26 protein-coding genes are annotated in these 21,457 nt (G+C 70.4%); 11 read left to right on the top strand and 15 right to left on the bottom strand.

Annotation, left to right across the window (positions count from 1 at the left end):
• Nucleotides 1-15 precede the first annotated feature (15 nt).
• The 3 genes from BJY18_RS23060 to BJY18_RS23070 are packed head-to-tail and all read right to left on the bottom strand — an operon-like array spanning nt 16 to nt 2,101.
• Nucleotides 16-660, bottom strand: a complete 645-nt coding sequence (locus BJY18_RS23060) for a hypothetical protein (protein ID WP_184781937.1) — start codon at nt 658-660, stop codon at nt 16-18.
• Entirely contained in the window at nt 648-1,451 is an 804-nt protein-coding gene (locus tag BJY18_RS23065) for an ATP-binding cassette domain-containing protein (RefSeq protein ID WP_184784782.1), read from the bottom strand. Before BJY18_RS23065 ends, BJY18_RS23060 begins: the two co-directional genes overlap by 13 nt.
• Nucleotides 1,452-1,456: 5 nt before the next feature.
• Nucleotides 1,457-2,101, bottom strand: coding sequence for an aminodeoxychorismate/anthranilate synthase component II (locus BJY18_RS23070; RefSeq protein WP_184781938.1), 645 nt, complete (start codon nt 2,099-2,101; stop codon nt 1,457-1,459).
• 111 nt (nt 2,102-2,212) lie between these two features.
• Between BJY18_RS23070 and BJY18_RS23075 the strand changes: the two genes are divergently transcribed.
• Nucleotides 2,213-3,532, top strand: a complete 1,320-nt coding sequence (locus BJY18_RS23075) for an FAD-dependent oxidoreductase (RefSeq protein ID WP_184784783.1) — start codon at nt 2,213-2,215, stop codon at nt 3,530-3,532.
• A 1-nt stretch (nt 3,533) separates the two neighbouring features.
• On the opposite strand, the gene BJY18_RS23080 is transcribed toward BJY18_RS23075, so the two are convergent.
• The gene (locus BJY18_RS23080; protein ID WP_184781939.1) at nt 3,534-4,178 is read right to left on the bottom strand and encodes an FMN-dependent NADH-azoreductase; all 645 of its coding nucleotides are present in this window, start codon (nt 4,176-4,178) and stop codon (nt 3,534-3,536) included.
• A 104-nt stretch (nt 4,179-4,282) separates the two neighbouring features.
• Between BJY18_RS23080 and BJY18_RS23085 the strand changes: the two genes are divergently transcribed.
• On the top strand, nt 4,283-4,786 hold the full coding sequence (locus BJY18_RS23085; RefSeq protein WP_221457914.1) for a MarR family winged helix-turn-helix transcriptional regulator: 504 nt from the start codon (nt 4,283-4,285) through the stop codon (nt 4,784-4,786).
• On the opposite strand, the gene BJY18_RS23090 is transcribed toward BJY18_RS23085, so the two are convergent.
• Nucleotides 4,783-5,382 carry a LuxR C-terminal-related transcriptional regulator gene (locus BJY18_RS23090; protein ID WP_221459748.1) on the bottom strand — a complete coding sequence of 200 codons (600 nt, stop codon included), beginning with the start codon at nt 5,380-5,382 and terminating at the stop codon, nt 4,783-4,785. The two genes, BJY18_RS23085 and BJY18_RS23090, sit on opposite strands and share 4 nt — an antisense overlap.
• Nucleotides 5,379-7,214: a sensor histidine kinase gene (locus tag BJY18_RS23095; protein ID WP_184781941.1), complete on the bottom strand. Its 1,836-nt coding sequence runs from the start codon at nt 7,212-7,214 to the stop codon at nt 5,379-5,381. The genes BJY18_RS23090 and BJY18_RS23095 overlap by 4 nt, the downstream gene beginning before the upstream one ends.
• Before the next feature lie 168 nt (nt 7,215-7,382).
• Between BJY18_RS23095 and BJY18_RS23100 the strand changes: the two genes are divergently transcribed.
• The 3 genes from BJY18_RS23100 to BJY18_RS23110 all read left to right on the top strand — a co-directional run bounded on the left by BJY18_RS23100 (nt 7,383) and on the right by BJY18_RS23110 (nt 9,327).
• Nucleotides 7,383-8,093, top strand: a complete 711-nt coding sequence (locus BJY18_RS23100; protein ID WP_184781942.1) for an ABC transporter ATP-binding protein — start codon at nt 7,383-7,385, stop codon at nt 8,091-8,093.
• Between the two features lie 14 nt (nt 8,094-8,107).
• Nucleotides 8,108-8,842 carry an ABC transporter permease gene (locus BJY18_RS23105; protein WP_184781943.1) on the top strand — a complete coding sequence of 245 codons (735 nt, stop codon included), beginning with the start codon at nt 8,108-8,110 and terminating at the stop codon, nt 8,840-8,842.
• A gap of 92 nt (nt 8,843-8,934) precedes the next feature.
• Nucleotides 8,935-9,327 (top strand): SCO5389 family protein, encoded by a 393-nt coding sequence (locus tag BJY18_RS23110; RefSeq protein WP_184784785.1) that lies wholly within the window; start codon nt 8,935-8,937, stop codon nt 9,325-9,327.
• Here the strand turns inward: BJY18_RS23110 and BJY18_RS23115 are convergent.
• The 3 genes from BJY18_RS23115 to BJY18_RS23125 are packed head-to-tail and all read right to left on the bottom strand — an operon-like array spanning nt 9,296 to nt 11,345.
• Entirely contained in the window at nt 9,296-10,339 is a 1,044-nt protein-coding gene (locus BJY18_RS23115) for an LLM class flavin-dependent oxidoreductase (RefSeq protein ID WP_184781944.1), read from the bottom strand. The genes BJY18_RS23110 and BJY18_RS23115 overlap by 32 nt on opposite strands.
• Nucleotides 10,291-10,449 (bottom strand): hypothetical protein, encoded by a 159-nt coding sequence (locus BJY18_RS23120; protein WP_184781945.1) that lies wholly within the window; start codon nt 10,447-10,449, stop codon nt 10,291-10,293. The genes BJY18_RS23115 and BJY18_RS23120 overlap by 49 nt, the downstream gene beginning before the upstream one ends.
• The gene (locus BJY18_RS23125) at nt 10,449-11,345 is read right to left on the bottom strand and encodes a class E sortase (protein ID WP_184781946.1); all 897 of its coding nucleotides are present in this window, start codon (nt 11,343-11,345) and stop codon (nt 10,449-10,451) included. Before BJY18_RS23125 ends, BJY18_RS23120 begins: the two co-directional genes overlap by 1 nt.
• A 1,013-nt stretch (nt 11,346-12,358) precedes the next feature.
• Between BJY18_RS23125 and crgA the strand changes: the two genes are divergently transcribed.
• Both crgA and BJY18_RS23135 read left to right on the top strand, forming a co-directional pair.
• Complete coding sequence (gene crgA / locus BJY18_RS23130; RefSeq protein WP_184781947.1) at nt 12,359-12,625, top strand: cell division protein CrgA; 267 nt, start codon at nt 12,359-12,361, stop codon at nt 12,623-12,625.
• Between the two features lie 112 nt (nt 12,626-12,737).
• Nucleotides 12,738-13,130 carry a PH domain-containing protein gene (locus tag BJY18_RS23135; protein ID WP_184784786.1) on the top strand — a complete coding sequence of 131 codons (393 nt, stop codon included), beginning with the start codon at nt 12,738-12,740 and terminating at the stop codon, nt 13,128-13,130.
• Here BJY18_RS23135 and BJY18_RS23140 read toward each other — a convergent pair.
• Nucleotides 13,115-13,912, bottom strand: coding sequence for a rhomboid family intramembrane serine protease (locus BJY18_RS23140; protein ID WP_446680350.1), 798 nt, complete (start codon nt 13,910-13,912; stop codon nt 13,115-13,117). The genes BJY18_RS23135 and BJY18_RS23140 overlap by 16 nt on opposite strands.
• Nucleotides 13,913-14,115: 203 nt before the next feature.
• Nucleotides 14,116-14,640 (bottom strand): peptidylprolyl isomerase, encoded by a 525-nt coding sequence (locus BJY18_RS23145; protein ID WP_184781949.1) that lies wholly within the window; start codon nt 14,638-14,640, stop codon nt 14,116-14,118.
• Between the two features lie 206 nt (nt 14,641-14,846).
• Between BJY18_RS23145 and BJY18_RS23150 the strand changes: the two genes are divergently transcribed.
• Nucleotides 14,847-15,458 (top strand): hypothetical protein, encoded by a 612-nt coding sequence (locus BJY18_RS23150; protein ID WP_184781950.1) that lies wholly within the window; start codon nt 14,847-14,849, stop codon nt 15,456-15,458.
• A gap of 67 nt (nt 15,459-15,525) precedes the next feature.
• Here the strand turns inward: BJY18_RS23150 and BJY18_RS23155 are convergent, their stop codons facing one another.
• Together BJY18_RS23155 and BJY18_RS23160 are read right to left on the bottom strand one after the other, a co-directional pair.
• Complete coding sequence (locus BJY18_RS23155) at nt 15,526-15,978, bottom strand: DUF6918 family protein (protein WP_184781951.1); 453 nt, start codon at nt 15,976-15,978, stop codon at nt 15,526-15,528.
• A gap of 136 nt (nt 15,979-16,114) precedes the next feature.
• On the bottom strand, nt 16,115-16,639 hold the full coding sequence (locus BJY18_RS23160) for a DUF2020 domain-containing protein (protein WP_184781952.1): 525 nt from the start codon (nt 16,637-16,639) through the stop codon (nt 16,115-16,117).
• 91 nt (nt 16,640-16,730) lie between these two features.
• Between BJY18_RS23160 and BJY18_RS23165 the strand changes: the two genes are divergently transcribed.
• On the top strand, nt 16,731-17,462 hold the full coding sequence (locus BJY18_RS23165) for a hypothetical protein (RefSeq protein ID WP_184781953.1): 732 nt from the start codon (nt 16,731-16,733) through the stop codon (nt 17,460-17,462).
• Nucleotides 17,463-17,468: 6 nt separating this feature from the next.
• Here the strand turns inward: BJY18_RS23165 and BJY18_RS23170 are convergent, their stop codons facing one another.
• Together BJY18_RS23170 and BJY18_RS23175 are read right to left on the bottom strand one after the other, a co-directional pair.
• Nucleotides 17,469-19,256, bottom strand: a complete 1,788-nt coding sequence (locus BJY18_RS23170; protein WP_184781954.1) for an ABC transporter ATP-binding protein — start codon at nt 19,254-19,256, stop codon at nt 17,469-17,471.
• A 63-nt stretch (nt 19,257-19,319) separates the two neighbouring features.
• Complete coding sequence (locus BJY18_RS23175) at nt 19,320-19,475, bottom strand: hypothetical protein (protein WP_184781955.1); 156 nt, start codon at nt 19,473-19,475, stop codon at nt 19,320-19,322.
• Nucleotides 19,476-19,654: 179 nt separating this feature from the next.
• Between BJY18_RS23175 and BJY18_RS23180 the strand changes: the two genes are divergently transcribed.
• Together BJY18_RS23180 and BJY18_RS23185 are read left to right on the top strand one after the other, a co-directional pair.
• A complete protein-coding gene (locus BJY18_RS23180; protein ID WP_184781956.1) occupies nt 19,655-20,323 on the top strand; it encodes a response regulator transcription factor in 669 nt (222 codons plus the stop codon).
• Nucleotides 20,317-21,438: a sensor histidine kinase gene (locus BJY18_RS23185; RefSeq protein ID WP_184781957.1), complete on the top strand. Its 1,122-nt coding sequence runs from the start codon at nt 20,317-20,319 to the stop codon at nt 21,436-21,438. The genes BJY18_RS23180 and BJY18_RS23185 overlap by 7 nt, the downstream gene beginning before the upstream one ends.
• Nucleotides 21,439-21,457 lie beyond the last annotated feature (19 nt).

The following is a 21,457-nucleotide window of genomic DNA, read 5'->3' on the forward strand; positions in this document are numbered from 1 at the left end:
AGTGCAATATGCAGATCAAGCCCGGCCGGCGCAGACGCGTCCGACCACGACGGCGCTGAGGGCGAGTCCGGCCAGTGCGGTGCCGGTGGCCAGGGCCAGCGGACCGGCGTAGGAGGTTCCGGACATCAGCGCCTGCAGCAGCGGGTGCACGAGCGGAACCCACTTGCCGAGCAGCACCACGCCGAGCGCCAGGACGCCGATCAGGACAGTCCAGCCGATGCGGGCGATGAGCAGCCGCGAACACGGCAGTCCGATGGCGATACCGAGCAGCGCGCACGACAGGTGGGCGAGCAGCCCGGTGCCGGTGAGCGACCAGCGCAGTTCTCCGGTCAGCGCCACCGACCAGCCGACCGTCACCAGCGTCAGCACCAGTACGCAGGCCAGGACCGCCAGTACCGCACCGCCGATGGTCGCGCCGCGGCCGCGGGCGTGGCTCAGGGTGATCAGACGCTGGACCGGATCCTCGATGTCCAGCACCGCGATGGTGAGCCAGCAGCCGACGACGAGCAGCCCGCCAGCACTCACCCCGAACAGCGGGAGCACCGGCGAACTCGGGTCGGTGTAAAGGATCGCGCACAACGTCAGGTACGCGAGCACGGCGGGCAGGTACCGCTGCGAATGCCCCAGCAGCGCCAGGTGATAGCGGCTCACGGCGAGCACGGCGCCACCTCCCGCACCGACCAGCCGCCGGACAACGCCCGCAGCAACACCGCGTCGGCGCGGGCCGCGTCCACCGTCAGCACGACACGGCCCGCCTCGCCGGTCACCGTCCGCACCCCGGGCTCGTCCGCCCAGTCGTGACCCACCGGCGACGTGGACGACAGCGTGATGCGAGTGGTCTCCGGATGCGCTTCGACGCTGGTGAGCCGTCCGGAGTCCAGGCGGTACACGTCATCGGCGTGCTCCGCGACGACCGCCGGACGGTGGTCGGTGAACACCACGCTCGCGCCGCGTTCACGGGTCTCGGCGACCAGTTCGCCGAGGATCGCGTGCGTGCCGGTGTCGAGGCCCGACCACGGTTCGTCCAGGAGCAGCAGCGCCGGTTCGGCCAGCACCGCCTGCGCGAGACCGACCTTCTGCGCGTTGCCCTTCGACAGCGTGCGCAGCTGCGCGTCCGGATCGCCGACCAGCCCGAGCCGGGCCAGCAGCGGGTCGATCACCGACAGGTCCGGCACGCCGCGGATCCGCGCCAGATGCCGCAGGTAGGACCGCGCGGACAGGCGCTGGCCACCGGGAAACCGGTCGGGGAGGTAGCCGATGGCCGGACTGCCCGTCAGCACGCCGTGCGACGGCGTGGACACCCCCGCCATGATCCGCAGCAGCGTGGACTTGCCCGATCCGTTGGTGCCGAGGACTCCGATCACCCGGCCCGCGGGCACGGTGAGATCGACCTGCCCGAGCACCGGTTCACCACCGCCGTACTGCTTCCCGACGCCGCTGAGCCGGAGCAGCGGGCTCACGCAGCGGCGGCCTTCTGCAGCGCACGGGTGGACCGTTCGAGTTCGTCCACCACGTTCGCCGGCACCGGATGCCCGGCCGCGGCCAGCCAGTTCGCCAGCATCCGGTGACCGCCTTCGGTGAGCACCGATTCGGGGTGGAACTGCACTCCCTCCAGCGGCAGTTCCCGGTGCCGCATGCCCATCACGACGCCGCTTTCGGTGCGCCCGGTGACCTCGAAAACCGTGTCGTCGATCGTCTCCGGCAGCACGGTCAGCGAGTGGTAGCGGGTCGCGGTGAACTCCTCCGGCAGCCCGGCGAGCACGCCGAGACCCGAGTGCCGTACCTGGCTCGTCTTGCCGTGCAGCAGCTCCGGCGCGCGGTCAACGGTGGCGCCGAAGTGCACGCCGAGCGCCTGGTGACCGAGGCAGACGCCGAGCATCGGCGTGCGCGTCTCGGCGCACTTCGCGATCACCTCGATGCTCTGGCCTGCCCGCTCGGGGGTGCCGGGACCGGGCGAGACGAGCACCGCGTCGAACTCCGGCACGCGGTCGAGCTCCACGACGTCGTTGCGCCACACCGTGCAGTCGGCGCCGAGCTGCGCCAGGTACTGCACCAGGTTGTAGACGAAGCTGTCGTAGTTGTCGACGACGAGAACGCGCATGCGGCCAGCCTACCGGCTCCCACCTGCTGGACCGTAGCCCAGATCACAGTGTTAGTTAGCCTTACCTAACTTACCGTGGGACGGGTGAGCCGAATCCTTCGTGTCGCCGTGGTGGGTGCCGGTCCGGCCGGGATCTACGCCGCGGACCTGCTGGACAAGTCCGAAGCCGACGTGGAAATCGACCTGTTCGAGCGGATGCCCGCACCCTTCGGGCTGATCCGCTACGGCGTCGCACCCGACCACCCGCGGATCAAGGGCATCGTGACCGCCCTGCACAAGGTGCTGGACCGGCCGAACATCCGGCTGCTGGGCAACATCGACTACGGCACCGACATCAAGCTCGACGAGCTGCGGGAGTTCTACGACGCGGTGGTGTTCGCCACCGGCGCGATGGCCGACCGCGCGCTCGACATCCCCGGCATCGACCTGGACGGCAGCCACGGCGCTGCCGACTTCGTCTCCTGGTACGACGGGCATCCCGACGTTCCGCGCAGCTGGCCGCTGACCGCGACCTCGGTCGCCGTCCTCGGCGTCGGCAACGTCGCGCTCGACGTCGCCCGCGTGCTCGCCAAGACCGCGGACGAACTGCTGCCCACCGACATCCCGGCGAACGTCCACGCCGGACTGGCGGCCAGCCCGGTCACCGACGTGCACGTGTTCGGCCGCCGCGGTCCGGCGCAGGCCAAGTTCACCCCGCTGGAACTGCGGGAGCTGGACCATTCGCCGAACGTCGAGGTGATCGTCGACCCGGAGGACATGGAGTTCGACGAGGCCAGCGTCGCGCAGCTGCGCGGGTCGAGGCAGGTGGAGATGGTGGTGAAGACGCTGCAGGAGTGGGCGATCCGCGATCCCGGCTCCCGCCCGCGTCGGCTGCACCTGCACTTCTTCCACTCGCCGTCCGAGGTGCTGGGCGAGGACGGCCGGGTGGTCGGCCTGCGTACCGAACGCACCGAGTACGCCGGCGACGGCACGGTCCGCGGCACCGGCGAGTTCCGGGACTGGGACGTGCAGGCGGTGTACCGCGCGGTCGGCTACCTGTCCTCGCACCTGCCGGAGATCCCGTTCGACCACGTGGCCGGCGTGATCCCGAACGACGCGGGCCGGGTGCTGGACCTCGACGAGGACCAGGTTCCCGGCGTCTACGTGACCGGCTGGATCAAGCGCGGCCCGGTGGGCCTGATCGGCCACACGAAGGGCGACGCCGCCGAGACGGTGGCGAGCCTGCTGGCCGACGCGGACACCCTCGCCGCCCCGAAACACGCCTCCCCCGACGCGATCCTGGAGTTCCTCGCCGCCCGCGGCATCCCGTTCACCACCTGGGCGGGCTGGGGCAAGCTGGACGCGCACGAGAAGTCCCTCGGCGAACCCCACGGCCGCGAACGGGTCAAGGTCGTGGAGCGCGAGGAGATGGTGCGGGTCTCGCGGGACTGAGTCAGGCGGCGAGCTTGGCCAGTGCCTCACCGGTTTCCCTGGCGAGCTCGTGGCTGCGCGCACGCAGTTCGACGGCCTTGTCCTGCAGGTGCGCCATCGCCGGGCTGCGACCGGCCAGCGTCAGCTCGGTCTCGATGAGCGTGACGTCGGCGCCGAACACATCGGTGCCGAAGGTCCGGAGCAGGTAGGGCACGGAGTGGTCCCAGCCTTCCTGGGGCGCGCCCACGGAGGCACCGCCGCCGCGGGAGACGACGAGCACGACCGGCTTGCCGGTCAACGGATAGGTCCGCGGCCCGAACCGCGGATCGGTCCACAGCATGTCGATCCAGCACTTGACGTGCTGCGACGGACCCCAGTTGTACAGCGGCGCGCCGATCACGATCGCGTCCGCGGCCAGCATCTCGCCGGCGAGGTCTGCGGCGAGATCGGCCGCGGACTGCTGCTCCTTGGTGCGCTCCCCGGCACCGTGGGCGGCCAGCGCCGCGGTCCACACGGCCGGGGCGAGGGGCGTGGTGACGAGGTCGCGCCGATTCACGACGCCCTCGGGCGCGGTGGCGGACCAGGCCCGCTCGAACTCGTCGGTGATCTCCCGGGTCACCGAAACGTCGCCCTGGATGCTGCTGTCGACGCGGTAAAGGGTGCTCATCCGGTCTTCCTTCCCAATGTGGTCGCCAGTTCAGATAATCTTGTTTTTAGATTATTGTGTCAACAGATCATAGCTCGCGCCACCTACCGCGTTACGATGTGCTGGTGAGCACCTCCGAGAGCATCGAGACCGATCTCGGCTGCGCCCTGTTCGCCGTCGTTCGCCGCTACCGGCAGCTCACCGACGACCTGCTCGCCGACCTGCCGGCCGGGCCGCGCGGCTACCAGGTGCTGATGACCGCGCAGCTGGGCGGGCCGAAGAACCAGGTCGCGCTGGCGCAGTACCTCGGCGTCGACCGGACGGTGATGACCTACCTGCTCGACGACATGGAGGAGGCCGGACTCGTCGAGCGCAAGCCCGACCCGGCCGACCGGCGCGCACGGCGCATCGAGCTGACCGAGCAGGGCGCGGCCGCCCTGTACGACGCACACCGGCGCTTGCAGAGCGCCGAGACAGCCCTGCTCGAACCTCTGGGGCCGGCGGACAGCGAAGCTTTCCGTGCACTGCTGCAGCGACTCGCCGGCAGCGAGGCCATCCTCGGCGGCCTCACCCGGTTCGAGGCGAAGCCGGTCGCCGCGAAACGGCGAAGCACCCGGAAACGGGTCTAGCCGGCGCCGAGGTAGGCCAGCACGGCGAGCACCCGGCGGTTGGTGTCGTCGGAGGCGGTGATGTCCAGCTTCGCGAAGATGTTCGCGGTGTGCTTGCCGACCGCGCCCTCGCTGAAGTGCAGGCGGACGGCGATCGCGGCGTTGGAACAGCCTTCGGCCATCAGGCCGAGCACCTCGCGTTCCCGCGGGGTCAACGCGGCCAGTGGGTCGGAATCGTTGCCGGCCACCAGTTTCGCGATCACTTCGGGATCCATCGCGGTGCCGCCGGCGGCGACCCGCCGTACCGCGTCGATGAACTGGCCCGCGTCGAACACCCGGTCCTTGAGCAGGTAGCCGACCGCACCCGTGCCGTCGGCCAGCAGCTCGCGTGCATACAGCTGCTCGACGTGCTGCGACAGCACCAGGATCGGCAGACCGGGCATCTCCCGCCGGGCGGCGAGCGCGACCTGCAGGCCCTCGTCGGTGTTCGTCGGCGGCATCCGGACGTCCACGATGGACACATCGGGACGGTGCTCGCGCAGCGCCACGGCCAGCTCCGGCCCCGACGCCACGGCCGCGACCACGTCGAACCCGTGCGCGGCGAGCAGGTGCCTCAGGCCGTCGCGGAGGAGGTACTGGTCTTCGGCGATGACGGTTCGGGGGTGCGCGGAGGGTCGAGCTGACACGGCACCTCCACGAACGCCTCGGTCGGTCCGCCCGGCGGACTGGTGAGGGTCAACCTACCGTCGAAGCCGCCGAGCCTGCGCTCGATTCCGCGAAGTCCCGAACCCCGTGCGGCGTCCGCTCCGCCCCTCCCGTCATCGGTCACCGTGATGCTCAGCAGACCCTCGCGGTGGTCCAACGCGATCAGCACGCGCCGCGCCTCGCCGTGCTTCGCCGCGTTGCCGAGCAGTTCGCACACGGCGAAGTACGCGCACGCCTCCACCGGCTGCTCCACCCGGCCCGCCACCGTGCTGGTGACTTCGACCTTCAACGGGCTGTCGAGCGCCGCTGCCCGCACGGCGTCGGTCAGCCCACGTTCGGACAGCACCGGCGGATGGATGCCGCGCACCAGCGACCGCAGCTCGGTGAGCGCCTCCGAGGAAGCAGTGCGCAGTTCGGCCGCCAGCTGCCTCGCCGCCGCGGGATCCTGGTCGATCAACGCCTCCACCGCACCGAGCTTCATCCCCATCGCGACGAGCCGGGACTGGACGCCGTCGTGCAGGTCGCGTTCGATCCGCCGCAGCTCGGAGGCCTGCGCGACGGTCACCTCGGTGCGCGTCTGGTCGAGCCGCCGCACCCGCTGGGCGAGCAGCGCCGCCTCGGTGGGCCCGAGCAGCAGCCGGCCGAACCGCACCTGCAGCCGCAGCAGCCACGGCGCCGGCAGCATCGCGACGAGCACCGCGGCCGCCGCTGCGAACGTCATCGCCACCGCGGGCCAGGTGCCGGTCACCGCGGGCAGCCCTGCCATCTCGAACCAGCCGGAAATGACCGGCAGCGGGAGGAAAAGCCGGCCGATCCACAACGCGGCGATGCCGATCAGCCCCCAGCACGCCAGTACCGCCGACGGCACCCAGAACACCGGCGACACCACCGGCAGCACCAGTCCGGCGGCCATGTCCCGCCAGGTCGCCCGGTCCCGCAGCACCCATTGCGCACGGCTTCGGCGCAGCGGCACCCACGGCTGGTCGTAAAGCCGCTTGCCGTACTGGTAGTAGCCGTCGGCGCGGACGACCGGCGGCGACGGCGGCGGCAGATACGGCCGTGGGATGCGGAGTCCGGTCCAGTTCTCCGCCTCGCGGCGGAACGTGTCCGCGATCGTGCGGCCGTGCTGCACCGCGCCGGAGAACAGCGCCGGCGCGCCGATCAGGACCACAAGCTGGACCAGCGCGGTCATCAGGAGCGCGAGCGAGATCGCGTACAGGCCGAACTGATGCCCGAGCATTTCCGGCCGCCGCACGCGCCGGGTCCGCTGCCGGGCCGGCCGCGGACCGAGCCAGTACCGCGTCCACCGCGCGTACCCGCGCAGCGCGGCCGGGCCCGCGACCAGCGAGAACCCGGCGAACGACAGGGCGACCACCGGGTTCAGCACCTGCCAGACGAGTTCCCGGCCGGTCGCCGGATCGTCTTTGATCCACGTGAAACGTCGGTTCCAGCGGATCCACCAGTCCCGCCGGTAGAGCTGGTTGCCGTCGCGGTACCAGCCGTCCCGCTCGCGTTCCGGGTCGGCAGGGGCCGGCCGGTACGGACTCGGGATCTCCTCGCCGGTCCAGCGCCCGACCAGCTCGCGGGTGCGCCGCGACCGGCCGCGAGCCCCTTCGAGGACCGCGGGGTAGAAGACCACGATCCCGACGCAGAGCAGCACGAAGGCAGCCAGCTCGAGTACGACGTCGCCCCAGCTCAGCAGGGCGAGACCGGCCAGCTTCCCGGCCCGCCGGACAGATCCCATGGCCCTCCTTCCCTCGTCCGAGTCTGGACCGCCTGCCCGCCCCCGGCACTGCCCGCAGCCCCCGAAACGGGGTGGGCCCAGCCCCACCCCCCGGGTCAACGAAATCCCACCTGAACTGGGGTTTCCGGGTCATTCTGCCGGACGTCGCGGGTTTCTAGCGTGTTTTCCATGGCAAGCATCGAAGTCACCGAACTCCGCAAGGCCTACGCCGGCCGGACGGTGGTCGACGGCGTTTCGTTCACTGTCGAGCGCGGCGAGATCTTCGGCATCCTCGGCACCAACGGCGCCGGGAAGACCACCACCGTCGAATGCCTCCAGGGCCTGCGCACACCGGACTCCGGCACGGTGTCCGTGCTCGGCCTGGATCCGGCGCGCGACGCCGCCGAGCTGCGCCGCCGCGTCGGCACGCAGCTGCAGGACGCGAGGTTGCCGGAGAAGCTTCGGGTGCGGGAGGCGCTGGAGCTGTTCGCGACGTTCTACCCGCATCCGGCCGACATCGAGGACCTGCTGCGCCGGCTCGGTCTCGAAGAACACCGCGACGCCGGCTTCGGCACGCTGTCCGGCGGGCTCAAACAGCGGCTGTCCATCGCGCTCGCGCTGGTCGGCGATCCCGAGATCGCCATCCTCGACGAGCTGACCACCGGCCTCGACCCGCACGCGCGCCGCGACACCTGGAAGCTCGTCGAGGGTGTGCGCGACGCCGGCGTGACCGTCGTGCTGGTCACGCACTTCATGGACGAGGCGCAACGGTTGTGCGACCGCGTGGCGATCCTCGACGCCGGCTGCGTCGTCGCCACCGGCAGCCCGGCCGAGCTACTCGCCACCACCGACAAATCCACTTTGGATGACGCGTTCGTCACACTGACCGGACGCGACTGAGGGGACCCGCCACGATGACCACCTTCGGCAAACTCGCCACCACCGAAGCGAAACTGCTGCTGCGCACCCCGGTCTGGGTCGGCTTCGGCGTGCTGCTGCCCACCGTCGTGCTGCTCGTCGTCGGCTTCATTCCCGGGACGTCCGAACCCAGCGAAGCCACCGGCGGCTACCGCTTTCTCGACCTGTGGGTCCCGTCGCTGGTGGTGATCGCGCTGGCGATGCTCGGACTGCAGGGAATCCCGGCGGCCGTGGCCACCTACCGGGAACAGGGCGTGCTGCGCAGGCTCGCGACCACGCCCGTGTCGCCCGCGCTGCTGCTGCTCGCCCAGGTGCTGGTGCACGCCGTGGTCGCGCTGACCGGGGTCACCCTGATGCTCGCCGCCGCGCGGCTGCTGTTCCACGTGCCGCTGCCCCGGCATCCGCTGTCGTTCGTGCTCACCGTGCTGCTCGGCCTGGTGTCGGTGTTCGCGCTCGGCCTGGTGGCCGCCTCGCTCGCGCGGACCACCAAGGGGGCGAGCGGACTGGCCATGATCGTGTTCTTCCCGATCATGTTCCTCGGCGGGGTCTACCTGCCGCGGCCGCTGCTGCCGAAGCTGATCCGCGAGATCGGCGCGTACGCCCCGCCCGGCGCGCAACCGCTGCAGGACGCCTGGATCGGCGCCGGCGTGCGGCCGCTGCAGTTCGTCGTGCTCGCCGCGTTCGCGGTGGGTGGTACGGCGCTGGCGGTACGGCTGTTCCGGTGGGAGTGATCCACCGAAGTGGTGATGAAACTCGTTTTCCCTTGTTCGCGTCCCTGGCGCCCGGTAGCCAGGACAGGGAACCACTCACCATGGAGGTTGTCTTGTCGCTGGACGTATCGCCCGCGTTGCTGGAGAAGGCCGAGCGCGGGGAGGTCTCCGACGCGGAGTTCGTGGCCTGCGTACGGGAATCGCTGCCGTACGCGTGGGAGGTCATCACCGGGGTCATCGCCGAGGCCGACGGCGCGGTGGACGGTTTCGCGGACAACGAGACCCCGCCGCCGAGCGAGGCGGACCGCGGGCAGCTGCTGCGAGCGCTGGCCTCCGACGCCATCCGCGGCGGGCTGGAGCGGCACTTCGGCGTGAAGCTGGCCTTCCAGAACTGCCACCGGGTCGCCGTCTTCCGGACGTCCGAAGTGGACAGTGACAGGTACCGGGCGTTCGTGTCGGTGCGCGGGCAGCTGCTCAACCAGAGCCCGGAGCTGCGGGACTGCTAGCCCGCAGCGCGGGCAGCACCTCGGCGCCGATCCGCGCGATGTTCGCCACCGTGTCCTCCGGCGTACCGGATGCCTCCACGAACATGATCACGTGGGACACCCCGGTGCGCCGGAGGCTCGTTTCCAGCTTCGCCACGCAGTCCTCCGCCGGGCCGACCGGGTGCATCTCGCACAGCAGGTCGGTGTACTCCCGCGGATCGCGCGACGGACTCGGGTGCCCTTCCAGCGGCACGTGCGCACCGAGACCGTCGGCCAGCCAGCCCGGCAACGTCCGCCGCACCAGGCCCGCCGCGTCGTCGCCGACCTGGCAGAGCACCGTCGACACGTGCCCGCCAGGCCCTCCGTAGGCAGCGACTGTCGCGGCCTTCGCGTCGTCGTCCGCGTGCATTCCGAGCAGCATCGGCAGTCCCCGGTCCGCGGCCAGCCGGACCGAGCCCGAGGCCGCGCTCCCACAGGCCACCACGATCCGTGGTTTCCCGCCGGGCACCGGGGTCACCGGTACTTCGCGGAAGGCGAAGTGCTCGCCGTTCGCGGAAACCGTGCCGGTCGCCGCGGCCAGCAGCAGATCGAGCGACTCGGCGTACCCGCGCTCGTAGCGTTCGATCCCGGTGCCGAACACCTCGAGGTCCTGCCAGGGTCCGCCGCGGCCGACCCCCAGCCGCAGCCGTCCGCCGGACACCGCGTCGAGCATCGACCACTGTTCGGCGAGCGCCACCGGATGCGTCGTGGACAGCACGCTCACCGCCGTGCCCACGTCGATCCGTTCGGTGCGGCCGAGCAGGTGCGCGGCCAACGTGATCGCCGAAGGGCACACGCCGTAGGGCATGAAGTGGTGCTCGGCGAGCCAGACGTCGTCGAAACCCGCCGCCTCCGCGGCCTCGGCGGCCAGCACCGTGCGACGCAGCACTCCGGCGTCTTCCTGACCGGGAAACCGCCCGGAGACCAGGAAGACGCCGAACCGCCTCAGTTGTCCACCGACACGTCGTTGAACGGCAGCAGCGGGTCCAGCCACGGGAACACCACGAACATCAGCAACGCCACGATGCCCAGCAGCAGCACGACCGCGATGGTCAGCTTCGCCGCGAACGGTCCCGGCAGATGCCGCCAGATCCACCCGTACATCAGGCCGCACCACCGATCTTCTCCAGCAGCGTGTCGTAGTCCCCGGCCTGCGACTTCGGCACCTGCTGGGTGAGCACGGAGGTGATGATCAGCCGCTGTTTGGCGGAGAACTTCGGATGACAGGTGGTGAGCGTGAGCAACGAGGCCTCCTGCGCCTTCGGCAGCACGTCCGCCGGCTGGTACGGCACCGGGTTCACCGCGTCGCCCTGGCTCGGCAGCACGACCTTGCGGCCGACTGTGTGCTCGTACGGTCCGCCACCGGAAATGCTCGAATCGCGCAGCGTCGACACGCCCTTGCACGCCGGCTCGGCACCCTTGGCACCGCTCCAGCCGTCGACCTCGTCGTCGTAGGGCAGCACTTTGTAGATGAAGAAGTCGGTCTGCGTCTCGATCACGATCCGGTCGCAGGAGCTCAGGTTGTCCAGATCGTTGAACGGCGCGCCCTTACCCACCCGATGCCCGGCGACGGCGAAGTTGCCGGGTTCCCCCGGCAGCGAGGTGCCCTTGTAGTGGCCGGGCCCGACGGCGAGCGCGTCCTCGCCGGTGCCCTCCTGGATGGTGAAGTTGAAGTCCGCCCCGAACGACGGGATGTGGATCCGCGCGAACGCCTTGCCGTCCACCAGTTCCGGGTGCAGCGTGCGGTCCTTGGCCCAGTCGCCGGTCAGCTGGTCGCTGGCCGCGGACTGCTTCTCGGCGGAGAACAGGTCGGTCACCCAGACCTCATAGACCATGAACAGCAACACGATCACCCCGAGCGTGATGAACACCTCGCCGGCCGTGCGGATCGCGAGCCCACCCTTGCCCAACGGCGCCGGCCCCGGCTTCTCCGCCACCGCGGTGGCCCCGACCGCGGCGATCACCTCGGTCGGCTGCTCGGCGACCCCGGGCCCGGTCATCCTCCGCCGCGGTCCTGCGGTGCCTCGTTCGCCGCGGTCACCCCGTTCACCGCGGTCACCCTGTTCACCGCGGTCACCCGGTTCGCCCCGGTCGCCCTGGGCAGCTGTCGGACGTCGCGGCGGACCCGCGGCGGAACGCCCACTCCGGCCCGCGGACGTATCCCGTCGCGACCCCCCGGCCGGACGCTCCGACCGGGAAGCCACAGCTGGATCCCCCTCCGGCCGCCGACCGGTGTCCCGACGAGACTCATCCGCCACAGGAGGCACCCGACGCTCCCCCTCCGGACGGCTCGGCCCGCCCCCACGGCGCTCGCCGTCGGTACGGCGGTTCCCGTCCGGGCCACGCGTGCCGGGTTCGTCACCGCGGCGACGGGGGCCGCCCGTGCGGTCCTGCTGGGCGGGGTCGGGCCGGCCGCGGCGCGGACCGGGCTCACCCCGGTCGATCGGCCTGGGCGGTTCGGGTGATCCTTGCGGTGCGCGCCCCTGCTGTGGCGGGCGGGGATTGCCGGCGATTCTTCGCGGAGGTGGCGTGCCCTGGCGTCCGGGATCGCCCTGCCGGCGATCACCGGGTGGAGGCTGCCTGCGGCGCGGTCCTCCGGCTCCTCGTCCCGCGGCTCCTGAGCCCGCGGCTCCTGATTCCCTGGGTCCCGGACCGCCGGCTCCTGGTCTTCCGGTCCCTGGACCACCGGCTTCGGTCCCGGGGTCCCCGGCCCCCGGCCTTCGGGCTCCCGGTCTTTCGGCTCCTGGTCCGGGCGGTCCGGGCGGTCTGCGGTCGTCCTCGCCCGGCCGATCCTGTGGCGTCACGCAAGCTCCTCCCGCGCCCGCCCCGGCCGCTGCCCGGAACTCCTGGTGGCGCTCATGTCACAGTCGCTGAAACCCCGACCGCTCCCGCCCAGTGCTGCGGAGCCGTCGTTTACGTTAACGTGTCCCCGTGGCGCTGGTTGCGCACCCCGACAGCGGGACCTCGTCCAGGATGTCGCCACCGGAACAGCCGAGAGCACGCGAGGAACACGATGCCGAAGTCCAAGGTCCGCAAGAAGACCGCGTACACCCCGCCGGCCGATCGCCGTACGCCGGTGAAGGTGAAGGCCGCGGGCCCGTCGAACCTGTTCTACAAAATCGTCATGTTCGGCCTCATGCTGCTCGGTCTGCTGTGGCTCATCGTCAACTACATCGCGGGCGACAAGGTTTCGTTCCTCAGCGAGCTCGGAAACTGGAACTTCGCGATCGGTTTCGCCGCGATGATCGCCGGTCTGCTCATGACGATGCGGTGGCGCTGAGGATTACTCCGGACGGCCGCTTGACACCGAATCACACCGGTGTGACTCATCCCCACTGTGGATAACTCCTGTGGATAACTACCCCACCTCGTGGGCACCGCGACAGAACGTTGTGGTAGTGGCTTGGGTCCTGACCGTGCTGCTGCTGGCCGGCGCCGTGGCGGACGGCGTCTTCGGTGACGGCAAAGGCGCCGTGCTGCTGGGTCTCGCCACGATCGCGTCCGGCGTCTTCGCCGCGCACGGGACCATCGTGCGGCCCCGGCTGACGGCGGACGCCGGAGGCCTGCTCATCCGCACGCTCAGCGGTGCGCAACGCCTCCCCTGGCCCGGCACCACCACCCGGCTGCGCAGTACCCGCCGGCTCGGGCGCGACGGCGTCACCCTGGAAGTCGAGCACGACGACCGGCTGTTCGTCTTCGGGCAGCTCGACCTCGGCGAGGACCCCCGCGACGTGCTCGACGTGCTGGACGTGCTGCGGGCCCGCTGGGATCAGCGGCCGCAGTAGTAGGCCTGTGCCCCCTGCAGCACCGCGAACTGGCACTGCACCGACGGGATCTGGGTGCTCCGCCAGATCAGCAGCCCGACGAGCGCGACCACGATGATCGCCAGCCCGACGGACTGCCAGCGGACCCGGTTGCGCTCCGGCGCGTACAGCACCGCCACGGCCACGATCGCGCCGGTCACCAGTCCGCCGGCGTGCGCCCAGATCGAAATCCCCGGGATCGAGAACGTGATGTAGGCGTTGATGGCCAGCGTGATGAGCAGCCCGGTGGGGTTCAGCCGGAGCTTGAACACGATCACCGCGTAGCAGCCCATCAGGCCGAACAGCGCCCCGGAGGCGCCGGCCGTGGCCCGGTTCGGCACGTCGAACAGCAGGACCGCCGTGGACGCGCCGAGCATCGACACGAAGTACAGGGCGAGGAACCGCGTCCGGCCGAAGACCTGCTCCAGCGCGCGGCCGATCATCCACAGCGAGAACATGTTCGCCGCGATGTGGATCGGGCCGAAGTGCAGGAAGCCCGAGGTGAAGATCCGCCACCATTCGCCACCGCCGAGGGTGGGGCTGGTGGCCAGGACACCCAGCTGTTCCAGCTCGGCGTTGCCGTTGTCGAACAGGCTCTTCGCCTGGACCACGGTGAGGAAGTAGATGACGACGTTGACCGCGAGCAGCGTCGCGGTGGCCACCACCGAGCTGCTCGGGCGGGCGCCGGCGATGGTGCGCGAGCCCAGTCCCGAACTGCGGTACTGGCGTTGCTGAGTCCGCTGCTGCTGGGCGCCGGTGTGCACGCAGTCGGTGCACTGGAACCCGACCGGTGCCTCACGCAGGCAGTCCGGGCAGGCCGGGCGCCCGCAGCGCGCACAGCTCAAACCGGTCGGACGGTTCGGGTGCCACCAGCACCCGGGCAGGGCGGACTGCGGGTACGCGGGGGGATTCGGCGGTTGGTTCACGATGTCCCCAACCTACCGAAACCCACCACGTCCTCGCGGACTCAGTCCTCGACGGTGACCTTCTCGATGATCACGTCGGACAGCGGACGGTCCGCCGGGCCGGTCGCGGTGCGGCCGATCGCGTCGACGACGTTGCGGGACTCCTGGTCCGCCACCTCGCCGAAGATGGTGTGCTTGAAGTTCAGGTGCGCGGTCGGCGCGACGGTGATGAAGAACTGCGAGCCGTTGGTGCCCGGCCCGGCGTTCGCCATGGCCAGCAGGTACGGCTTGGAGAACTGCAGCTCCGGGTGGAACTCGTCACCGAACTTGTAGCCGGGGCCGCCGCGGCCGGTACCGGTGGGGTCACCGCCCTGGAGCATGAAGCCGTCGATGACCCGGTGGAAGATCGAGCCGTCGTAGAACGGACCGGTCTTGCCGCCCTGCGCGTTCGGCTGGGTGTACTCCTTGGAGCCGGTCGCCAGCCCCACGAAGTTCGCCACCGTCTTCGGCGCGTGGTCGGGCAGCAGGTTCAGGTGGATGTCACCCTGATTGGTGTGCAGGGTGGCCTTACGGGCGCTTTCAGTCACCCCGTCATCGTGCCATCCCTTCGCACAATTGGGGGGTTCAGGGGGCGCCCCGGGCCGGTGCGCAATCGCACATCCCCAGGTGAACGGTCCTTTCTCCAGGTTTGCCATGACCCCGTCCGGGGAAGCCACAGCGGTACGCGGCGAAAAAGGGCAGGATAGGTTACAGGCAACAGAGCGGTTTCAAAACGATTGATGAGGTGAAGGCCATGACCCGGGCCGTGGATTCGGTCGACGAGTCGGTCAAGTCCGGCGCCGGCCTGCGCAAGCGAGCCAGCAGTGCCGGCAAGGCGGGCGCGGAGGCCGCTGCAGCAGGCGCCGAAGAGCTGGGAAAGCGGGGCCGTCGCGCGCAGCGGAAGCTGGCGAAGAAGACGGAGCTGACCCGCAAGGAGCTGAAAAAGAGCTCCGCCGCGGCGCGTAAGGAGGCGCTGGCCCGCGTGGCCGAGTTGAAGAAGCCCGGCCGCAAGGCCAGGAAGGCCGCGATCAAGGCAGCCAAGTCCACCGGTGAGTCCAAGCGCCGCGGCAAGAAGGACTTCAAGGCGGCGAAGAAGGAGTTCCGGGCCGCGCTGGTCGAGGCCAAGACCGCGGCGAAGGGCACGCGCAAGCGTCGCCGTTGGCCGTGGGTGGTCGGGCTGGCCGCGGTCGCCGCCGGCACCGCGGTGGCGCTGAAGTCGCGTCAGCCGGAGCCGCCGGTCGCCCCGGCCCCGCCTAAGGCGACGCCGCCCGCTCCGCCGGCTCCGTCGGCCAAGCCGGTCGCGGACGCCGAGCCGAAGACCAACGGCAAGGCACCGAACACGCCGGCTGCCGAGAAGAAGAACTGAGCAGTGCACGAAGTGGGCCCCGGGATGTGCGTCCCGGGGCCCACTTTCGTTGCGGTGCTCAGGCGGTTCAGGCCGTCGCGGCGTGCTTGTCGATCAGCTGGCCGAGGCGCGGGAGGGCCTCCTCGACGTTCTTCTTGCCGTTCGGGCGCATCTTCGAGTAGACCTTCTTGATGCTGTCGCGGCTGCTCTTGTCGGCGCGCGAGTCGGTGACGCTCAGCAGTGCGTCGGCTGCCTCGTCCGAGCGGCCGGTGAGGTAGGCGCCGAAGTCGTCGCCGCCCTTGGTCCGGTAGTCGCCGTAGAACGGCTCGAGGGCGACCGCGAAGTCGTCGAGCAGGCTGTCGACGGCGGCGGGGATGATGCCCGGCTTGATCTTCTTGACGGCCGCGAAGCCGGTCTTCACGACCGCGCCCGAGACCCCGCCCTTGTCGGAGACCTCGGCGTCCACGAGGCCCTCGAGGTCGGTGACCACGGTCGGGCGACGGCTCGAGTCGAGCAGGATTTCCTTGAGGGTGTCAGCCACGAATCTGTCCTTGTCGTCTGGATGGTGAAGTGCTGGTGGTGCCGACGGGCACCCGCCCGCGCGAGTGCTCGTCGCCTGCGCGTGCCGCACAGGGTAATACAAGATCAACTTCACTCACCCGTGTGGAGGTCATTACTCAGAGCTTCAGGGCGGAAATGGCCTCTTTCGCCACTGTGCGTGCTTTGATGCTCTGCTTTTGATTACTCGACACGATGACCGCCGCGGGCCCCTTCGCGACCGCGTACACCACGCCGTCGTCGGACGGCTGGTAGCCGCCCTTCCACCCGGCGGGCTCCGACGCGGGGTTGGACGTGTCCACCGGCGCGGCCTTGTCCACGAGTGCCGTCGCCGTGGCGCTCTCGCCCACGTACACGCGCACTGTCAGCTGCAGACCACCGTCCGGACGGTAGAAGAAGCACGCCGGGTGCGGCTGGTCGTCGGACACCTTCACCTCGGTCACGTGCTGACCGTTCGCGTCCTCCGCCTGTGCCTCCGACAGGTACGGGCACTCCGCGGTACGCGCCGGCTGCGGATCGGGCGGCAGTCCGGCGGACGAACTCGCCGAGGAGGGGGAAGGTTGCGGCGTCCCGGGGACCTGTGCGGCCGGACTGCAGCCGGCGAACAGGACCAGAGCGGGGGCGAGCAGGAGAATTCGTCGCATGGCGCGCACAGTCAACCATGCCCGGTGAGGTCACCGCGAAGCTTTCCCCGTGCGACGATGGCCGGAACTCCCCGTTCAGCCAGGAGGTCCCGTGCTCACGCCGGAGCAGTACCTGCAGGTGGTCGCCGAGCGTGTGACCCGCAGCGGCGGCCGGCTGAACACCGTGCGGATCGGGCCGGTGCAGGCCGCGGTGGGCCTGTTCACCGAGTCGATCATGCTGTCCACGATGAACTACTGCGTGGTGGCCGCGGCCTACCCGGAGATCGACGCGCAGACCCTGCACCAGTTCACCGGCCTGGCCACCCAGCACGCCCGCGCGAACGTGCAGGGCACGGTCGGCTGGACCGCGGCGTCGGTGGTGATCGCCGGACTGGTCGGGCGCGTGCACCCGGACGCAGCCCAGCTGGCGAGCGCCAAATCGGGCAACCAGTTCGGCGGCGAAACCCGGATGGTCGCGGTGGACCCGCACGCGGGCGCGACGTACGCCTGGGTGGGCGGCAAGTTCTGGGGAGCCGCGGTACAGGGCTCGGTGAACGCGAAGCTGCTGTTCTGCTTCCCCCAGCCCGCTGAGGCCTTCCAGCAACTGCAGTGGCAGGCCCGGCAACAACCGGGATACGGCGCAGCGGCACCCGGTCAGCCCTACGGTGTTCCCGGGCAGCCAGGCGTTCCCGGGCAGCCAGGTGTTCCCGGGCCAGGTGGGTTTCCCGGTCAGCCGATTCCGCCGGGGCCGCAGCCGCGGACCGGGCCACCGCCGGCCGCGGGGCCGCCCGGTCCGCATCCGCCGCACTACCCGCCGCCGGGGCAACCGCCATACGGTCGCTGATCGGGCTCACCCCGGCCGTCCGACCTGCGGCAGCCGCAGTGTCTCCGCGTGCCACCGCGGATCGTCGCCGGCTGGGTGCGGGTCCTGCCCGCCGGGCACCACGACGGTCCGGTCGGCGATGGCTGCCAGCGCGGGATCGTGCGTGATCAGGATGGTGGTGCGGCCGCCGGCCAGCCGGCGCAGTGGTTCGGCCACCCGCCGGGCCGAGAGTTCGTCCAGGTTGGCGGTCGGTTCGTCGAGCACCAGGACCGGGGTGTCCGCGACCAGCGCCCTCGCGATGCCGATGCGCTGGCGCTGACCGCCGGAGACGCCGTGTCCGTTGCGGCCGATCACAGTGTCGTAGCCCTGCGGCAGAGCGGTGATGAACGCGTGCGCGTCCGCCGCTTCGGCCGCCGCGACGATCTCGCTCATCGTGGCACCGTCGCGGCCGTAGCCGATGTTGTCCGCGATCGTGCCGTGGAAGACGGCCGTTTCCTGCGGCAGCAAGGAAATGCCGGACCGCAGGGAATGCTGGGTCAGGTCACGGACGTCGAGCCCGTCGAGCCGCACGGTGCCGGAAACCGGGTCGTCGAACCGCAGCAGCAGTTTGGCGATGGTGGACTTGCCCGCGCCGCTCGCACCGATCACCGCCACCAGCTCGCCGGGGTACACGGTCAGCGAGAAGTCCCGCAGCACCCACTGCGGCGATCCCGGGTACCGGTAGGAAATCCGCTCCAGCCGGACCTCGCCTCGCGCGCCACGCAGTTGCCGGGCACCGGGCGCGTCGGTCACGGCCGGCCGCGCGTCGAGGAGTTCGATCAGGCGCGCCGACCCGGTCGAGGCAGCGGCGACGGTGAGGGTGAGCGTGCCGAGGCTCTGCACCGGCGGGTACAGGTAACCGAGGAACGCCGCGAACGCGAACAGTTGCCCCAAAGTCATCCGGTGCTGCGCGATTTCCCACGTGCCCAAGCCGATGACGCTCAGCACGCACACGGTTTCCAGCAGGTGCACCGAAGGCGAGTACAGCGCGCCGAGTTTGACGAGCGACAGCTTCGTGCTCATCCAGCTCAGCCCGTGCCGGTGCAAACGCTCCTTCTCGGTGTCCTGCCGGTTGTACACCTGCGTCACGGCGAGGTTGGCGAGATCTTCTTCCACCACCGAGACGAGTTCGCCGTGGTAGGCACGTTCCTTCCGGGCGACGGTGCCGATCCGCCGGGAGAAGTTCTTGGCCACCACCGCGAACAGCGGCACGGCGGCGAACGCGGCCAGCGCGAGTTCCCAGCGCAGCAGCAGCGCGCCGGTCGCGAAGAACACGACGGTGAGCACCGAGGTCGCGGCTTCCACGAGCCCGGAATTGACCAGCGCCTCGACCGATTCGACGTCCGAGGTCAGCCGCGCGACCAGATCGCCGTGTTTGCGCCTTTCCAGAAAATCCGGGGAAAGCGTCTGAACGTGGGCGAAAACCCGGTCACGCAGGCGCAGGAGAAAACGCTCACCCGCCCGGGCTGTCAGGTAGTGGCCGGCGAAGACCAGTCCCCCGGAAAGCACCACCAGTCCCACCCATTCCAGGGCCGGTACCCAGAACGCGGACAGATTTCCGGTGGTGAGCGCGCCGTCGGTGATCACCGAGAACATCCAGATCGCCGCGGCGTCCCCGGCCGCCGCACCGATCAACAGCAGCGCGCCGAGGGCCAGCCATCGGCGCTCCCGGCGCGCGATCGGCCAGAACCGGCGCAGCACCGCCCGTGCCGAAAGCACCGGAGCCAGCACTGTCGCGGTCACGCCGTGCGGGGAATCCTGTTGCTGGGTCGGCATCTTCGTCCTCCCGTACGCGGTGGGGCGCCGCAGTCGCGGCGCCCCACTCCCCTCCGGTACCGGTCAGCCACGCGGGTGCGTCGGGTGGCCGGGGCCGCCGATCCCGTCGTTGCGCACGATCGAGATGCTGCCGTCCGGGTTGCGGACGATCGACACGCCACCGCTGGGGCGGGTGGGAATCGGAAGCGGGAAGGTACGTCCGCCGACCGGCTTGCCCATGGTGTTCCTCCGTTTTCTCGGTGTTCTGCCAAACCGTGTTGGCCTTGCCCCACCAGATCTACCGATGCCCCGGTATCAGCGTCCTTTCAGGAAAATAAGAGCAAACCCACAGGATCGCGTTACGGTTTCGAAACAGCGGCGCTGCTACCGTGCGGAAAAAGGCAGGACGGAGATCGCTCGTGCGCGTATTGGTCGCCGAAGACGAGAAGACCCTCGCCGGGTACATCGCGGAAGGCTTGCGGGACAACGCGATGTCGGTCGACCTCGCCCACGACGGGGACACCACACTGGACAAGCTCGGGACCGGTCGCTATGACGTCGTCGTACTGGACCGGGACCTGCCGGGAACCCATGGCGACGAGGTCTGCCGGCGCCTCGCCTCGGCAGGCGCCGGAACCAGGGTGCTGATGCTGACCGCGATGTCCGACGTGCGGCAGCGGGTCGCCGGGCTGCGCCTCGGCGCCGACGACTACCTGGGCAAGCCGTTCGACTTCGACGAGCTGGTCGCCCGGCTCGACGCGCTCGGCCGCCGGCCCCGGGAGGCCGCGCCGCCCGTGCTGCGCGGGGGCGACGTCGTGCTCGACTCCGCGCATCGCCGGGTGTCCCGCGGCGAACGGTACCTGTCGCTGACGAACAAGGAATTCGCCGTGCTGGCGCAGCTGCTGGCCGCGGCGGGTGCGGTGGTCAGCGCCGAGGAGCTGCTCCGGTCGGTCTGGGACGAGCACGCGGACCCGTTCACCAACGCGGTCCGGATGACCATGCACCGGCTGCGTGCGAAGCTCGGCGAACCGGCCGTCATCGAAACACTCCCGGGCGTCGGTTACCGGATCGTGGATCCTCCGTGCTGAGCCGTCTCGGCATCCGGGCGAAGCTGACCGTGCTGCAGACCGGCGTGTTCTTCGTCGCCGGCTGCGTCGTCGTCACCGTCATCTACTTCCAAAATCAGGTCGTGATCGCCCCGATCCAAGTGAGGGGCGGCGGGCAAGCGCACCGCTCCGTGCCCGGCACGGCCGAAGGTGTCGCGATCTGGCGGAACGACACGCTGTCCACTTTGCTCACGCAGTGGATAGTGGCACTGCTCGCGATGACCGCGCTCACCGGATTGCTGACCTGGTGGGTCACCGGGCGCGTGCTGAAGCCGGTGCGGCGGATGACCGCGCAGGCCCGCCGCATCTCCAGTGCCAATCTGCACGAGCGCATCGGCGTGCACGGTCCCCACGACGAGTTCAAACACCTCAGCGACACCTTCGACGACCTGCTTGCCAGGCTGGACAACGCTTTCCACGCGCAAGGCCGGTTCATCGCCAACGCCTCGCACGAACTGCGCACCCCACTGGCGGTCGCGCGCACCACGCTCCAAATCGGACTTGCCGGCACAGATCCGGAGCGGGTACGCCGGGTGCGCGACGACCTGTTGCAGAACAACGACCGCTGCATCGCGTTGATCAACGGCATGCTCACCCTGGCCACCTGCGAACAAGGGCTCCGCGAGCGCGACACCGTGGCGTTGGACGCGGTGGTCCGGCAAGCAGTCGGCGAGTACGCCGCGGCCGATCCAGGCGGCGGGCCGCGGATCACGCTGGTCGCCCCGGACGGCTGCCCGGTGGCCGGGGACGGCCTGCTGCTGGGCCAGTTGACGCGCAACTTGGTGGAAAACGCGGTCCGCTACAACGTGCCCGGCGGTCAGGTCCTGGTCGAGGTCGGCAGGGAGGGGCTGCTGCGCGTCACCAACACCGGCCCGGTGATCGAGCAGTCCGCGGTGGCCGCCCTGTTCGAGCCGTTCCGCCGCGGGGTCGAACGCACGGCCTCGCCGAACGGCGCGGGGCTGGGCCTGTCGATCGTGCACGCCATCGTCACCGCGCACGACGGCACGATCCACGCCCGCGCGCGGGAAGGCGGCGGCTTGGTCATCGAGGTCACCGTGCCCCGGGTTTTGTCGCCGGCGCTGGTGGCCGTGGGATGAGGGTGGACCGGCGGTCGTC

Source organism: Amycolatopsis jiangsuensis, from assembly GCF_014204865.1.
Taxonomy (GTDB): Bacteria; Actinomycetota; Actinomycetes; order Mycobacteriales; family Pseudonocardiaceae; genus Amycolatopsis; species Amycolatopsis jiangsuensis.

Bases quoted from the DNA above. Each gene is read 5' to 3' on its own strand.
- BJY18_RS23070 (WP_184781938.1), bottom strand. From the start codon at position 2,101: ATGCGCGTTCTCGTCGTCGACAACTACGACAGCTTCGTCTACAACCTG.
- BJY18_RS23080 (WP_184781939.1), bottom strand. From the start codon at position 4,178: ATGAGCACCCTTTACCGCGTCGACAGCAGCATCCAGGGCGACGTTTCG.
- BJY18_RS23095 (WP_184781941.1), bottom strand. From the start codon at position 7,214: ATGGGATCTGTCCGGCGGGCCGGGAAGCTGGCCGGTCTCGCCCTGCTG.
- BJY18_RS23100 (WP_184781942.1), top strand. From the start codon at position 7,383: ATGGCAAGCATCGAAGTCACCGAACTCCGCAAGGCCTACGCCGGCCGG.
- BJY18_RS23105 (WP_184781943.1), top strand. From the start codon at position 8,108: ATGACCACCTTCGGCAAACTCGCCACCACCGAAGCGAAACTGCTGCTG.
- BJY18_RS23120 (WP_184781945.1), bottom strand. From the start codon at position 10,449: ATGTACGGGTGGATCTGGCGGCATCTGCCGGGACCGTTCGCGGCGAAG.
- BJY18_RS23125 (WP_184781946.1), bottom strand. From the start codon at position 11,345: ATGACCGGGCCCGGGGTCGCCGAGCAGCCGACCGAGGTGATCGCCGCG.
- crgA (WP_184781947.1), top strand. From the start codon at position 12,359: ATGCCGAAGTCCAAGGTCCGCAAGAAGACCGCGTACACCCCGCCGGCC.
- BJY18_RS23150 (WP_184781950.1), top strand. From the start codon at position 14,847: ATGACCCGGGCCGTGGATTCGGTCGACGAGTCGGTCAAGTCCGGCGCC.
- BJY18_RS23160 (WP_184781952.1), bottom strand. From the start codon at position 16,639: ATGCGACGAATTCTCCTGCTCGCCCCCGCTCTGGTCCTGTTCGCCGGC.
- BJY18_RS23170 (WP_184781954.1), bottom strand. From the start codon at position 19,256: ATGCCGACCCAGCAACAGGATTCCCCGCACGGCGTGACCGCGACAGTG.
- BJY18_RS23175 (WP_184781955.1), bottom strand. From the start codon at position 19,475: ATGGGCAAGCCGGTCGGCGGACGTACCTTCCCGCTTCCGATTCCCACC.